The sequence below is a fragment of the Ramlibacter sp. bp-362 genome, from assembly GCF_054956735.1.
Window position 1 is genome coordinate 271,166 of record NZ_JBUDXE010000002.1, and the last position, 12,836, is coordinate 284,001.

A 12,836-nucleotide genomic window follows, 5' to 3' on the forward strand; every position below is an offset into this window, starting at 1 on the left:
ATGGACAAGGACACACTGGACGTCAGCGACTACCTGCGCCGCCACATCCGCACCGTGCCGGACTGGCCGGCGCCGGGCGTGCAGTTCCGCGACATCACGCCGCTGCTGCAGGACCCGAAGGTGTTCCGCGTGCTGATCGACGCCTTCGTGCAGCGCTACATGGACCGCCGGCCCGACGTCGTGGCGGGGCTCGACGCGCGCGGCTTCATCCTCGGCTCGGTGGTCGCGTACCAGCTGGGGCTGGGGTTCGTTCCGATCCGCAAGAAGGGCAAGCTGCCGTTCACCACGGTGGCCGAGACCTACGAGCTGGAATACGGCAGTGCGACGGTGGAACTGCACACCGACGCCGTGAAGCCGGGGCAGAGCGTCGTGCTGATCGACGACCTGATCGCCACGGGCGGGACCATGATGGCCGGCAAGAAGCTGCTGGAGAAGCTCGGGGCGAAGGTGATGGAGGGGTGCGCGATCGTGGATTTACCGGAGCTGGGCGGGTCGCAGAAGCTGCGCGACGGAGGCCTCGAGGTGTTCACGTTCGTGGACTTCGCGGGGCATTGAGGCTCCGCGTCATGCCGCGGCCGTCCTCCCGCCTGACCCCCACCTTGTCATTGCGGCCTTGAGCCGCAATCCAGAGGCCGTGGCGCGCCACGGTGGATCCCGGGTCAAGCCCGGGATGACAACCCTGAACTTCACAGCGAGCCGAACTGCGTCTTGCTCAGGTTTCCTTCCGTGCCCGCGTTGTCCGCCATCTCGGTGTCCTCGAAGCCCGTGAGCAGCGTGTAGCTCTGCTTCGTCTTGCCGTCGTTGACCGCGGCGAGCGCCTGCTCGCCGCGCACGCCGGCGTCCAGGGCCTTGCGGAAGGCGGTGACCTCGTCCGCCTGCAGCGGCTCGTAGCGGCGTGAGGCCGCTGCCGGCGGCGCCGCGCGAAGTTCCGCCGGCCGCGACACCACCGCGGGCTCCAGGGGCGCGGGCTGCGAGATCAGCGGCTTCTGCGCCGTGAAGTGCGCGGGGTCGCCGATCGCCACGTGCTCGTTGGCGCGCCAGTACACGGCCGACACCAGGATGTCGTAGCGCGCCTTGGCCGATTGCGCCACCATCGCCTCGATCTCGGCGAGGCGCGAGGTATCGCTCGCCGCGCCCTGCGCCAGGTCCACCATCACCAGGAACTGGCGGCCGCGCGGGTCGAGCGAGAGCACCTTGAACTTGTAGCTGGAAGACAGCACGCCCGCGCGCACCATCGCCTCGCGCACCACGCCGTAGAGGAGCTCGCGCCGCTCCAGCCGCTCCTGCTTGCGGTTGGCGGGCTGCGCGGCGCCGCCGCTGCCCTGGCGCACGTGGTTGTACGGCTTGGTGGAGTCGAGGCGCGAGAGCCCGGAGCTCGGCATCACGCTCACATGTTCGTGGGCCTTCTTGGCGGAGAACCAGTTCAGGAGGGACATGGGGGACTTCCGGTGCGCTTGTTGCTTTGGCCCCAGTGTGGTCCGCCTTTGTTACGCCCATGTAAGGCGGCGGCGAAGGCGGACAGGCGTGCGGGGCGGCGGGACGAGCGGCGGCGTCCCGTCGTCAGGTGACCGCGACGCGCTTGGGTCGGTTGGCCAGCCGCCGCGACACGAGCGAGCCCAGCGCGAGCGCCACTTCCACGGCCAGCGCGGGCTGGCGATTGGTGAGCTCGGTGAAGCGGATGGGGCTGAGCGACCACAGCTTGCAGGGGCTCGCGGCCTGCACGGTGGCCGTGCGCGGCAGGCGCGTGAAGAACGCGCCTTCGCCGACGGCGGACCCCGCTTCGACGGTGGCCAGGCGCAGCCGCCCCTTGTCGTCCTCGTAGTGCACGGTGACCGTGCCCGACTCCACCAGGTACACGGTGCGGTCGCTCGCGTTCTGCTCGATCACCACCTGCCCCTGCCGCACGGCGAAGGGCTGCAGGTAGGTGCCGAACAGCTCCCACTGCTTGGACGTGAGGTTCGGGTGGAACGCGTCCAGCGACTGGTTGTGCGCGACGGCGTGGATCAGGCCATGCACGTCGAAGTGGAGGGGGTGGGGCAGGGGCGCATTCATGGCCGCGAAGGTAAGCGCTGCCCCGCGCGAAGCACAAGCCTTGTTAGCGATCCATTACACGAGATACGGCAGGCACCAAGGCTGTAACGCGCGAAGCTTCCCCGCGGCGGATCAACGGTGCGGATCGGCGGATGGCCGGCGCGCGTGCCCCTGAATAGTGCACACGGAGAGTCTCACTTGCCGATGCAGAAGCGGCTGAAGATCACGCCCAGCAGATCGTCGGCGCTGAACTCGCCCGTGATTTCCGACAGCGCGTTCTGCGCGAGCCGCAGTTCCTCGGCGAGCAGGTCCAGCGCCTGCGCCTGGCGCGCGAGCAGCGCCGCGGCTTCCATCAGGTGCGCATCGACGCGGCGCAGTGCATGCAGGTGCCGCTCGCGCGCGATGAACACGCCTTCGGGCGCGGCTTGCCAGCCGGCGATTTCGAGCAGTTTCCGGCGCAGCGGTTCGAGTCCTTCGCCCGTCCGCGCAGACAGAAGAAGGGCGTCCGCGAGGTTCGTTTCGCCCACCGCGTCCTTCTTGTTCCACACATCCACGACCGGCACATCCTTCGGCAACTTTGCCGCGATGGCCGCATCGGCCTGCTGGTACTCGGGCGATTCCGCGCGCGTGAGGTCGTGCAGGAACAGCACCGCGTCGGCCTTCTCGATCTGCCCCCACGCGCGTTCGATGCCGATCTGCTCCACCTGGTCCGCGCCCTCGCGCAGGCCCGCCGTGTCCACCACGTGCAGCGGCACGCCCTCGATCTGGATGGTCTGGCGCACGATGTCGCGCGTGGTGCCGGGAATGGCCGTGACGATCGCCAGCTCCGCGCCCGCCAGCGCGTTGAGCAGCGAGCTCTTGCCCGCGTTCGGCTGGCCCGCGATCACCACGTGCAGGCCTTCGCGCAGCAGCGCGCCCTGGTGCGCGCGCTGCATCACGCGCGCGAGGTTCGCCTGCAGCCGCTCCAGCTGGCCCTGCGCGTCGGCCTTCTGCAGGAAGTCGATCTCCTCTTCCGGGAAGTCCAAGGTCGCCTCCACCAGCATGCGCAGGTTCACCAGCGCGTCGCGCAGCGCGTGCACCTCGCGCGAGAACTCGCCGGCGAGCGAGCGCGTGGCGCTGCGTGCGGCCGCTTCGGTGCTGGCGTCGATCAGGTCGGCGATGGCTTCGGCCTGCGCGAGGTCCAGCTTGCCGTTCAAGAAGGCGCGCTGGGTGAACTCGCCGGGCTCGGCGACGCGCAGCTGCATGGACGCGCCGGCTTCGAGGCAGCGCGCGAGCAGCAGCTGCAGCACCACCGGGCCGCCGTGCGCCTGCAGTTCCAGCACGTCCTCGCCGGTGTAGGAGTGCGGGGCCGGGAAGTGGAGGGCCAGGCCCTGGTCGATCGCGCTGCCGTCGGCGGCGAGGAAGGGCAGGTAGGTCGCCTCGCGCGGGCGCAGCGGCCGGCCGCAGATCGCGGCGACGAGGGACTGGACCGATTTCGCCGAGACCCGGACGATGCCCACGGCGCCGCGGCCGGGGGCCGTGGCGATGGCGGCGATGGGCTGGTCGAGGCGGGCGAGCATGGGCGCCCATTATTGGCGGAGAGACGGCGGGAGACTTGTCATTGCGGCCTTGGGCCGCAATCCAGGACCGGGGTGCGTAACGGTGGATCCCGGGTCAAGCCCGGGATGACATGTCTTCTCGCAATGTCCGCGGCGCTACTTGAACTTCGGCAGGTTGAACTGCGGCGGCACGCCCATGCGGGTGTTGATCAGCCATTGCTGGGCGATCGACAGCAGGTTGTTCGTGATCCAGTACAGCACCAGGCCGGCCGGGAAGAAGAAGAACATCACCGAGAAGATCAGCGGCATGAACCACATCATCTTGGCCTGCATCGGGTCCGGCGGCACCGGGTTCAGCGCCGTCTGGAACAGCGAGGTGAGCGTCATCACCGCCGGCAGGATGAAGTACGGGTCGGGCGAGGACAGGTCGCGGATCCAGCCGATCCAGGGCGCGTTGCGCATCTCCACCGAGGACAGCAGCACCCAGTACAGCGCGATGAACACCGGGATCTGCACCACGATCGGCAGGCAGCCGCCCAGCGGGTTGACCTTCTCCTCGCGGTAGATGCGCATCATCTCCTGCTGCATCTGCTGCGGGTTGTCCTTGAAGCGCTCCCGCATGGCCATGACCTTCGGGTTGATCGCCTTCATCTTGGCCATGCTCTCGTAGCCCTTGGCCTGCAGCCAGTAGAAGGCCACCTTGATCAGCAGCACCAGCGCCACGATGGACCAGCCCCAGTTGCCGATGAAGGAGTGCAGCTTGGACAGCAGCCAGTACAGCGGCTTGGCGAGGATGGTCAGCCACCCGTAGTCCTTCACCAGGTCCAGGCCGGTGGCGACCTGCTCCAGGCGCTTCTCTTCCTCGGGGCCCGAGTAGAACTTGCCCTGCACCACCTGGGTGGCGCCCGGCGCCACGCTCACCGGCGTGATCATGCCGATCGCGTACAGGTTGTTGTCGACCTTGCGCACGAAGTTCTCGCGCTTGATGCCGTCCGGCAGGATCCAGGCGCTGGCGAAGTAGTGCTGCACCATGGCCACGTAGCCGCCGTCGGATTCCTTGTCGATCTCGGCCTTGCCCTTTTCGATGTCCTCGAAATTCACCTTGTGGAACTTCTCGTCCGGCGTGTAGATCGCCGGACCGGTGAAGGTGGAATAGAAGGACGACTCGCCCGGCAGCTTGTTGCCGTCGCGCACGAGCTGCACGTACAGCTGCGGCGCCACCGGCGCGCCAGCGGTGTTGATCACCTGGTGCTGCACGGCCATGGCGTAGTCGCCGCGCTTGAGCGTGTAGGTCTTCACCAGCTTCACGCCGCCCTGCACCGGCGACTCGAACTTCACCACCAGCTCGTTGGCGCCGTCGGCGAGCGTCTTGTCGCCGCTGAAGGTCATCACCGTCTTGTGGTTCGGGAAGTCGCCGCCGATCAGCCCGCTCTGCGCGACGTACTGCCGCTCGGCGTTGTGGTTCATCAGCACGAAGGGGTCGCCCGTCTTGTCGCCCTGGTACTTCAGGAGCTCGGTGCGGACGATGGAGCCGCCTTCGGTGTCGAAGGTCACGCGCATCACGTCGTTGCTGACGGTGATCTGCTCGTGCTGCACGGCCTGCGCGCCGGCCGCGGGTGCGGGCGGGATGACGCCGGGCGCGGCCGCGACCGTGCCCTGCGGCACGGTGATGGCGCTGGCCGGGGGCACGGCGCCGCTGGCGGTGCCCGCCGGCGCCGGGGCCGTGGCCGCGGGTTTTCCGGAGGGGAAGAAGGTGGCCGGCTTGCCGTTGTAGACCTGCCATTGGTCCCACAGCATGACGAGGGAGAAGCCGAAGATCACCCAGAGGATGGTGCGGCGGATGTCGGTCATGGTTTTCTTCTGTTGTTAGGCGCCCCGGCGGGTGAAGAGCCTGGGCTTGGCCGCGGGGACCGGGTCGTGCCCGCCGGCGCACCAGGGGTGGCAGCGGGCGATGCGGGCGGCGGCGAGATAGGCGCCGGCGGCGGCGCCGTGCTCCTGCAGCGCCTGCAGCGCGTAGGCGGAGCAGGTGGGCGTGAAGCGGCAGGCCGACCCGAGCGAGGGGGACAGGAAGAGGCGGTAGCCCTTCACCAGGGCGATGAGGACGCGCTTCATGGCTTGGCCCGCTCGAACAGCTGCAGCAGCTCGCCGCGCACGCTTTCCTTCAGCGCCTCGGACCAGGCGCTCGTGAATTGCGCGCGCGCGAAGTCCATCCGCAGCCGCACCACGTGGGCGGCCGCGGGCAGGCGCGGGGCGAAGGCTGCGCTCACGGCGTAGATCTGGCGCTTGATCCCGTTGCGGGTGACCGCCCGCCTGGCCCAGCGCTTGGGCACCACGGCACCGATCCACGGCTCGTCCTGCACAGCAAACAGGCCCTGGGGTCTTGCGGACCCAGGGCCTGCGGTGTCGGACGGCGCGGCGAGCGGTGCGCGATGCAGCACGAAGTGCGGCGTCCGGGAGACGGTGCCGCCTGCCATCGCTGCCTCGAACTGTGCCCGGGTCTTGAGCCGCTGCACGATCGGCAGGCGCAGGCGCGCGCTGGCGAACGGACGCGGCCTCAGGCGGCCAGGCGCTTGCGGCCCTTGGCGCGGCGGGCGTTGATCACGGCGCGGCCGCCACGGGTCTTCATGCGGACCAGGAAGCCGTGGGTACGCGCGCGGCGCACTTTGGAGGGTTGGTAGGTGCGTTTCATGTTGGTTCTCGGGGAAACCCGGCATTATCGTCAAAACGGGTAGGCCGGGCAACCAAGGGGCTTGTCAAGTGGCTGTGGAGTACCCGCGTCGGCTGCCTCGTCGGCTTGTGTGGATAAGGTGTTCAGCAACTAGAATGCGCCGTTTCGCGCGACAAAACTAATCCACAGGAGCGACGGGGCACATGAGCGAGGGGCAACACAACAGGCTGGCGGCCGCACCCAGCCTGGAAGCGGGCGACAGCCTCTGGCAGGCTTGCGTCGACCAGCTGGCGCAGGACCTCCCCGAACAGCAGTTCAACACCTGGATCAAACCGCTCTCGGCGCAGGTTTCCGAGGATTTTTCCCGGGTCACCCTGTTCGTCGCGAACCGCTTCAAGCTCGACTGGGTGCGGGCCCAGTACGCCGGCCGCATCGCCGGGGTCCTGGAGAAGCTGACGGGCCATCCGGTGCAGCTGGAGTTGGCCATCACTCCGCGGGAAACCGGCATCCGCACTTACTCTGCGCCCGCCATGGCGGCCAACGCCCCGGTGGCCGAACCGGCCGAGATCGAGGAAGACAACGCTCCCGCCGCCTTCAAGACGCGGCTGAACACGGCCCTGACCTTCGACACCCTGGTGGAGGGCACGGCCAACCGCATGGCCCGGGCCGCGGCGATGCACGTGGCCGGCACGCCGGGGCAGCTGTACAACCCGCTGTTCATCTACGGCGGGGTCGGGCTGGGCAAGACCCACCTGGTCCATGCCGTGGGCAACAAGCTGCTGGCCGACCGGCCCCAGGCCAAGGTTCTCTACATCCACGCCGAGCAGTTCGTCTCGGATGTGGTCAAGGCCTACCAGCGCAAGACTTTCGACGAGTTCAAGGACAAGTACCACTCGCTCGACCTCCTGCTGATCGACGACGTCCAGTTCTTCGCCAACAAGGACCGCACGCAGGAGGAATTCTTCAACGCCTTCGAGGCCCTGCTGGCCAAGAAGAGCCACATCGTGATGACCTCGGACACCTATCCCAAGGGCCTGACGGACATCCACGAGCGGCTGGTCTCCCGCTTCGACTCGGGCCTGACGGTCGCCATCGAGCCGCCCGAGCTGGAAATGCGGGTGGCCATCCTGATCAACAAGGCGCGGGCCGAGGGCACCGAGATGCCCGAGGAAGTGGCCTTCTTCGTGGCCAAGAACGTCCGCTCCAACGTCCGCGAGCTGGAGGGGGCCTTGCGCAAGATCCTGGCCTATTCGCGCTTCAACCAGAAGGAAATCTCCATCCAGCTGGCCCGCGAGGCCCTGCGCGACCTGCTGTCGATCCAGAACCGGCAGATCAGCGTGGAGAACATCCAGAAGACGGTGGCCGACTACTACAAGATCAAGGTCGCCGACATGTACAGCAAGAAGCGCCCGGCCTCGATCGCCCGCCCGCGCCAGATTGCCATGTACCTGGCCAAGGAACTGACCCAGAAAAGCCTGCCCGAGATCGGCGAGCTGTTCGGCGGCCGCGACCACACGACCGTGCTGCACGCCGTGCGCAAGATCGGGGCGGAGCGCCAGCAGCTGACGGAGTTGAACCAGCAGCTGCACGTGCTGGAGCAGACGCTCAAGGGGTGAGGGCCCGGCCCGCGCGGAGGCGGGTAAGTGCCTGTGAAATCAGCGAAAATGGCGGCTGAGCCGCCCGGCGCAGAACGAACTGAATTAGGAAGAGGAAGACAATGATTGTCCTGAAGGCAACGCAAGAAAAACTGCTCTCGGTCCTCCAGGCGGTAGCGGGCATCGTCGAGAAGCGGCATACGTTGCCCATCCTCGCCAACGTGCTGGTGCGCAAGACCGGCAACAACGTGCAGTTCACCACCAGCGACCTGGAAATCCAGATCCGCACCAGCGCCGAGATCGACGGCGACCCGGGCAACTTCACCACCACCGTCGGCGCCCGCAAGCTGATCGACATCCTGCGCACCATGCCGTCCGACCAGACGGTCAGCCTCGAATCCAGCCAGAACAAGCTGCTGCTCAAGGGCGGCAAGTCGCGCTTCACGCTCCAGACCCTGCCCGCCGAGGACTTCCCGCTGGTGCAGGAAGCCCCGAGCTTCGGGCCGAAGTTCTCCGTGCCGCAGAAGACGCTGAAGGACCTGCTGAACCAGGTGTCCTTCGCCATGGCGGTGCACGACATCCGCTACTACCTCAATGGCATCCTGTTCGTCGCAGAGGGCAAGCAGCTGTCGCTCGTGGCCACCGACGGCCACCGCCTGGCCTTCGCCAGCGCCATGCTGGATGTGGAAGTGCCCCGCCAGGAGGTGATCCTGCCGCGCAAGACGGTGCTGGAGCTGCAGCGCCTGCTGTCCGACGCCGAGGGCACGATCGAGATGCAGTTCGCCAACAACCAGGCGAAGTTCGCGTTCGAAGGCATGGAATTCGTCACCAAATTGGTGGAAGGCAAGTTCCCCGACTACAACCGCGTCATCCCGCGCAACCACAAGAACGCCGTCACGCTCGGCCGCGCGCCGCTGCTGGCCAGCCTGCAGCGCACCGCGATCCTCACCAGCGAGAAGTTCAAGGGCGTGCGCCTGAACCTGGAGCCGGGCACGCTGCGCGTGGCGAGCAACAACGCCGAACAGGAAGAGGCGACCGACGAACTCGACATCGACTACAGCGGCGACGCGATCGAGATCGGCTTCAACGTGAGCTACCTGATCGACGCCCTGGCCAACATGGGCCAGGACATGGTGAAGATCGAACTGGCCGACGCCAACAGCTCCGCGCTGGTCACGATTCCCGAGAACGCGAGCTTCAAGTACGTGGTGATGCCGATGCGCATTTGAGCGCGGCACCACGCATGTCATTGCGGGCTTGACCCGCAATCCATCGATGCGTGGCACCACGCAGGCATGGATCCCGGGTCAGGCCCGGGATGACATCGGAACCAGGGACGCCCTGGGTCCCCGCCCCCGCGGGGATGACGAAGGACACAAAAGCAGGTTATGGCCCAAGATCACAGCAACCCCCTCCCGCCCGAAGACTCCAATGGCCAGCCTGCCGTGCCACCGCCGGCGCTCGCCGGGGCGGCCGCGGGGTCGGGCGATTACGGCGCCAGCTCCATCCAGATCCTGGAAGGCCTGGAGGCGGTGCGCAAGCGCCCGGGCATGTACATCGGCGACACGTCCGACGGCACCGGCCTGCACCACCTGGTGTTCGAGGTGGTCGACAACTCCATCGACGAGGCCCTGGCCGGCCACTGCGACGACATCCTGGTCACCATCCACACCGACAACTCCATCTCGGTGGTGGACAACGGCCGCGGCATCCCGGTGGGCATCAAGTGGGACGACAAGCACGAGCCCAAGCGCAGCGCCACCGAGATCGCCCTGACCGAGCTGCACGCGGGCGGCAAGTTCAACCAGAACAGCTACAAGGTCTCGGGCGGCCTGCACGGCGTGGGCGTGAGCTGCGTGAACGCGCTGTCCAAGACCCTGCGCGTGACGGTGCGCCGCAACGGCAAGGTGCACGTGCTGGAATTCAGCCGCGGCGTGGTGGTGCAGAGCGGCGAGGTGGTGGAGCAGGAGGGCCCCGACGGCGAGAAGGCGCTGGTGCGCCCGATGCTGGTGCTGGGCGACACCGACAAGCGCGGCACCGAGGTGCACTTCCTGCCGGACACCGACATCTTCCGCGAGAACAGCGACTTCCACTACGAAATCCTCTCCAAGCGCCTGCGCGAGCTGAGCTTCCTGAACAACGGCGTGCGCATCCGCCTCGCGGACGAGCGCACCGGCAAGGAAGACGACTTCGCGGGCGCCGGCGGTGTGAAGGGCTTCGTGGACTTCATCAACCGCGGCAAGCAGGTCCTGCACCCCAACGCCTTCAACGCCATCGGCGAGAAGCAGAGCGACCAGGGCACGATGATCGGCGTGGAAGTCGCGATGCAGTGGAACAGCGGCTACAACGAGCAGGTCCTCTGCTTCACGAACAACATCCCCCAGCGCGACGGCGGCACCCACCTGACGGGCCTGCGCGCGGCGATGACGCGCGTCATCAACAAGTACATCGAGGACAACGAGCTGGCCAAGAAGGCCAAGGTGGAGATCTCCGGCGAGGACATGCGAGAGGGCCTGACCTGCGTGCTGAGCGTGAAGGTGCCCGAGCCCAAGTTCTCCAGCCAGACCAAGGACAAGCTGGTCTCCAGCGAGGTGCGCGGCCCGGTGGAAGACGTGGTGGCCACCAAGCTGGGCGAGTACCTGGAAGAGCGGCCCAACGACGCCAAGATCATCGTCGGCAAGATCGTCGAGGCGGCCCGTGCCCGCGAAGCCGCGCGCAAGGCGCGCGAGATGACGCGCCGCAAGGGCGTGCTGGACGGCATGGGCCTGCCGGGGAAACTCGCGGACTGCCAGGAGAAGGACCCGGCGCTCTGCGAGATCTACATCGTGGAGGGCGACTCCGCCGGCGGCAGCGCCAAGCAGGGCCGCGACCGCAAGTTCCAGGCGATCCTGCCGCTGCGCGGCAAGATCCTGAACGTGGAGAAGGCGCGCTACGAGAAGCTGCTGACCAGCAACGAGATCGTCACGCTGATCACCGCGCTGGGCACCGGCATCGGCAAGGCGGCGGTGGAAAGCGGCAAGAGCGGCGCCGACGACTTCGACGTGAGCAAGCTGCGCTACCACCGCATCATCATCATGACCGACGCCGACGTGGACGGCGCGCACATCCGCACGCTGCTGCTCACGTTCTTCTACCGCCAGATGCCCGAGCTGGTGGAGCGCGGCCACATCTACATCGCGCAGCCGCCGCTGTACAAGGTGAAGGCCGGCAAGGAGGAGCTGTACCTGAAGGACGGCGCCGAGCTCGACGGCTTCCTGATGCGCATCGCCCTGAACGGCGCCAAGGTGGAAACCGGCGGCGAGCAGCCCACCACGCTGTCCGGCGACACGCTGGCGGAACTGGCGCGCAAGCACCAGGCCGCCGAACGCGTGATCGACCGCCTCTCCGGCTTCATGGACGCCGAGGCCCTGCGCGCCATCGCCGACGGCGTGTCGCTGAACCTGGACACGGTGACCGAGGCGGAGGCCAGCGCGATCAAGCTGCAGGCCAAGCTGCAGGAAATCGACCGCCTGACCAACGCCGCGCCGGCCGAAGTGGCGGGCGAGTTCGACGCGCGCACCGACAAGCCGATCCTGCGGATCTCGCGCCGGCACCACGGCAACATCAAGTCGAGCGTGATCACCCAGGAGTTCGTGCACGGCGCCGACTACAAGGCCTTGGCCGAGGCGGCGGACACCTTCCGCGGCCTGCTGGGCGAGGGCGCGAAGGTGGTGCGCGGCGAGGGCGAGAAGGCGCGCGAGGAGCGCGTGAGCGACTTCCGCTCCGCGATGAAGTGGCTGATCTCCGAGGCCGAGCGCTCGACCTCGCGCCAGCGCTACAAGGGCCTGGGCGAGATGAACCCCGAGCAGCTGTGGGAAACCACGATGGACCCCAACGTGCGCCGCCTGCTGCGCGTGCAAATCGAGGACGCGATCGAGGCGGACAAGGTGTTCACGATGCTGATGGGGGACGAGGTGGAGCCGCGGCGGGACTTCATCGAGACCAACGCTCTGCGGGCCGCGAACATCGACGTCTAGTCACGCGGGCAGCTACCAAAAGTAGCCGACCGGCTACCATAAGTAGTTGCATAGCTATCAGGCCGCGCAGGCGGTGCCCGCCATGGTGCAGGCGCGCAATGCGTCCCGCTCTGACGCCGCTCCCTTCGTGACCGAAGCGATCGTCGCAGAGGCGATCGGCTGGGCCGAGAGGATCCGCGACGAGACGGAGGGCTGGTTGCGGGAACACGAGCCTCTTGCGCTGAAGTAGCGTCGGCTCTGCCTGGCCGCTACTGCGCCTCTTTCCCTTTGAGCTTGAGCACGTTCCCCTCGCGCTTCTCCACCCGCGTCGCCACCGGCACCTGCGCGGCCTCGGCGACGACTGGTGGCGCCGCGACCACCTTCAACAGCGAGGCCGTCTCCTGCTCCGCCTGCACGGCGGCGGCTAGGGACTTCTCCGTGCGCGCCGTGTCCACGCGGTCCCGGCACAGGTAGCCGTCCGAGATGATCATGCTGGCGCCCGGACCAAACTTCACGGGGACGGTGTCGCCGAGGGGCTGGGTCAGGTCCACCGGCGTGGTGTCGGTCTCCTGCAGCAGGCTGCCGTCGGCCCTGTAGACGCCGAAACAGGTCGCTTGCGCGGTGGCGGCGAAGAGGCTTGCGGCGGCGAGCAGGCAGGCTTTCGTGTTCATGGTTCTTCCTCCTGGACCTTGGAGGATCAAGTGGTGGCGTGCCAGCGTCAATGATTTGGTCGCCGAAAGCACACGCCGGAAGGCGACAGGGCGATGAGCTGTCGGTTGAAGGGGACGGGCGGGTGAGCGCAGCGGGATTGGGTGTCGACGACCTGCCGCGCGACCTCGACGCTTGGAGCGCTCTTCTTAGCATCCAGCCGGGTTTTCGCTCCGCACTGAAGTAGCCGATATCCTAGACCGAGCGCATTATTGCGCGCCAGTGCTATAACGGGCGGACTGAGATAAAGCCGAAAACTGGCGGAAGTCACTTCGATCGAAACAGCGAGACGGGCGCTGCT

At 67.5% G+C, this 12,836-nt stretch carries 13 protein-coding genes; 5 read left to right on the forward strand and 8 right to left on the reverse strand.

Going from position 1 to position 12,836, the window contains the following annotated elements:
• Positions 1-555: an adenine phosphoribosyltransferase gene (locus ACY0MJ_RS03720; RefSeq protein ID WP_462636934.1), complete on the forward strand. Its 555-nt coding sequence runs from the start codon at positions 1-3 to the stop codon at positions 553-555.
• Positions 556-686: 131 nt separating this feature from the next.
• On the opposite strand, the gene ACY0MJ_RS03725 is transcribed toward ACY0MJ_RS03720, so the two are convergent.
• The 7 genes from ACY0MJ_RS03725 to rpmH form a co-directional block, all read right to left on the reverse strand.
• Positions 687-1,436 (reverse strand): hypothetical protein, encoded by a 750-nt coding sequence (locus ACY0MJ_RS03725; protein ID WP_462636935.1) that lies wholly within the window; start codon positions 1,434-1,436, stop codon positions 687-689.
• Between the two features lie 124 nt (positions 1,437-1,560).
• A complete protein-coding gene (locus tag ACY0MJ_RS03730) occupies positions 1,561-2,052 on the reverse strand; it encodes a Crp/Fnr family transcriptional regulator (protein WP_462636936.1) in 492 nt (163 codons plus the stop codon).
• Between the two features lie 173 nt (positions 2,053-2,225).
• The gene (gene mnmE, locus ACY0MJ_RS03735) at positions 2,226-3,590 is read right to left on the reverse strand and encodes a tRNA uridine-5-carboxymethylaminomethyl(34) synthesis GTPase MnmE (RefSeq protein WP_462636937.1); all 1,365 of its coding nucleotides are present in this window, start codon (positions 3,588-3,590) and stop codon (positions 2,226-2,228) included.
• A gap of 135 nt (positions 3,591-3,725) precedes the next feature.
• The gene (yidC, locus tag ACY0MJ_RS03740) at positions 3,726-5,420 is read right to left on the reverse strand and encodes a membrane protein insertase YidC (RefSeq protein WP_462636938.1); all 1,695 of its coding nucleotides are present in this window, start codon (positions 5,418-5,420) and stop codon (positions 3,726-3,728) included.
• 15 nt (positions 5,421-5,435) lie between these two features.
• Positions 5,436-5,681, reverse strand: a complete 246-nt coding sequence (gene yidD, locus ACY0MJ_RS03745; RefSeq protein ID WP_462636939.1) for a membrane protein insertion efficiency factor YidD — start codon at positions 5,679-5,681, stop codon at positions 5,436-5,438.
• Positions 5,678-6,082 carry a ribonuclease P protein component gene (locus tag ACY0MJ_RS03750; protein WP_462636940.1) on the reverse strand — a complete coding sequence of 135 codons (405 nt, stop codon included), beginning with the start codon at positions 6,080-6,082 and terminating at the stop codon, positions 5,678-5,680. Before ACY0MJ_RS03750 ends, yidD begins: the two co-directional genes overlap by 4 nt.
• Positions 6,083-6,123: 41 nt before the next feature.
• A complete protein-coding gene (gene rpmH / locus ACY0MJ_RS03755; RefSeq protein ID WP_145893359.1) occupies positions 6,124-6,258 on the reverse strand; it encodes a 50S ribosomal protein L34 in 135 nt (44 codons plus the stop codon).
• Positions 6,259-6,440: 182 nt separating this feature from the next.
• Here rpmH and dnaA point away from each other — a divergent pair, with 182 nt between their 5' ends.
• The 4 genes from dnaA to ACY0MJ_RS03775 all read left to right on the forward strand — a co-directional run bounded on the left by dnaA (position 6,441) and on the right by ACY0MJ_RS03775 (position 12,077).
• Positions 6,441-7,853 (forward strand): chromosomal replication initiator protein DnaA, encoded by a 1,413-nt coding sequence (gene dnaA, locus ACY0MJ_RS03760; protein WP_462636941.1) that lies wholly within the window; start codon positions 6,441-6,443, stop codon positions 7,851-7,853.
• Positions 7,854-7,954: 101 nt separating this feature from the next.
• On the forward strand, positions 7,955-9,061 hold the full coding sequence (gene dnaN, locus ACY0MJ_RS03765; RefSeq protein ID WP_462636942.1) for a DNA polymerase III subunit beta: 1,107 nt from the start codon (positions 7,955-7,957) through the stop codon (positions 9,059-9,061).
• A 159-nt stretch (positions 9,062-9,220) separates the two neighbouring features.
• Complete coding sequence (gene gyrB, locus ACY0MJ_RS03770; protein WP_462636943.1) at positions 9,221-11,848, forward strand: DNA topoisomerase (ATP-hydrolyzing) subunit B; 2,628 nt, start codon at positions 9,221-9,223, stop codon at positions 11,846-11,848.
• A 46-nt stretch (positions 11,849-11,894) separates the two neighbouring features.
• Entirely contained in the window at positions 11,895-12,077 is a 183-nt protein-coding gene (locus ACY0MJ_RS03775) for a hypothetical protein (protein ID WP_462636944.1), read from the forward strand.
• A 19-nt stretch (positions 12,078-12,096) separates the two neighbouring features.
• Here the strand turns inward: ACY0MJ_RS03775 and ACY0MJ_RS03780 are convergent, their stop codons facing one another.
• Positions 12,097-12,498, reverse strand: a complete 402-nt coding sequence (locus tag ACY0MJ_RS03780) for a hypothetical protein (RefSeq protein ID WP_462636945.1) — start codon at positions 12,496-12,498, stop codon at positions 12,097-12,099.
• Between the last annotated feature and the right edge of the window lie 338 nt (positions 12,499-12,836).

Bases quoted from the DNA above. Each gene is read 5' to 3' on its own strand.
- ACY0MJ_RS03720 (WP_462636934.1), top strand. From the start codon at position 1: ATGGACAAGGACACACTGGACGTCAGCGACTACCTGCGCCGCCACATC.
- ACY0MJ_RS03725 (WP_462636935.1), bottom strand. From the start codon at position 1,436: ATGTCCCTCCTGAACTGGTTCTCCGCCAAGAAGGCCCACGAACATGTG.
- ACY0MJ_RS03730 (WP_462636936.1), bottom strand. From the start codon at position 2,052: ATGAATGCGCCCCTGCCCCACCCCCTCCACTTCGACGTGCATGGCCTG.
- mnmE (WP_462636937.1), bottom strand. From the start codon at position 3,590: ATGCTCGCCCGCCTCGACCAGCCCATCGCCGCCATCGCCACGGCCCCC.
- yidC (WP_462636938.1), bottom strand. From the start codon at position 5,420: ATGACCGACATCCGCCGCACCATCCTCTGGGTGATCTTCGGCTTCTCC.
- yidD (WP_462636939.1), bottom strand. From the start codon at position 5,681: ATGAAGCGCGTCCTCATCGCCCTGGTGAAGGGCTACCGCCTCTTCCTG.
- rpmH (WP_145893359.1), bottom strand. From the start codon at position 6,258: ATGAAACGCACCTACCAACCCTCCAAAGTGCGCCGCGCGCGTACCCAC.
- dnaA (WP_462636941.1), top strand. From the start codon at position 6,441: ATGAGCGAGGGGCAACACAACAGGCTGGCGGCCGCACCCAGCCTGGAA.
- dnaN (WP_462636942.1), top strand. From the start codon at position 7,955: ATGATTGTCCTGAAGGCAACGCAAGAAAAACTGCTCTCGGTCCTCCAG.
- gyrB (WP_462636943.1), top strand. From the start codon at position 9,221: ATGGCCCAAGATCACAGCAACCCCCTCCCGCCCGAAGACTCCAATGGC.
- ACY0MJ_RS03780 (WP_462636945.1), bottom strand. From the start codon at position 12,498: ATGAACACGAAAGCCTGCCTGCTCGCCGCCGCAAGCCTCTTCGCCGCC.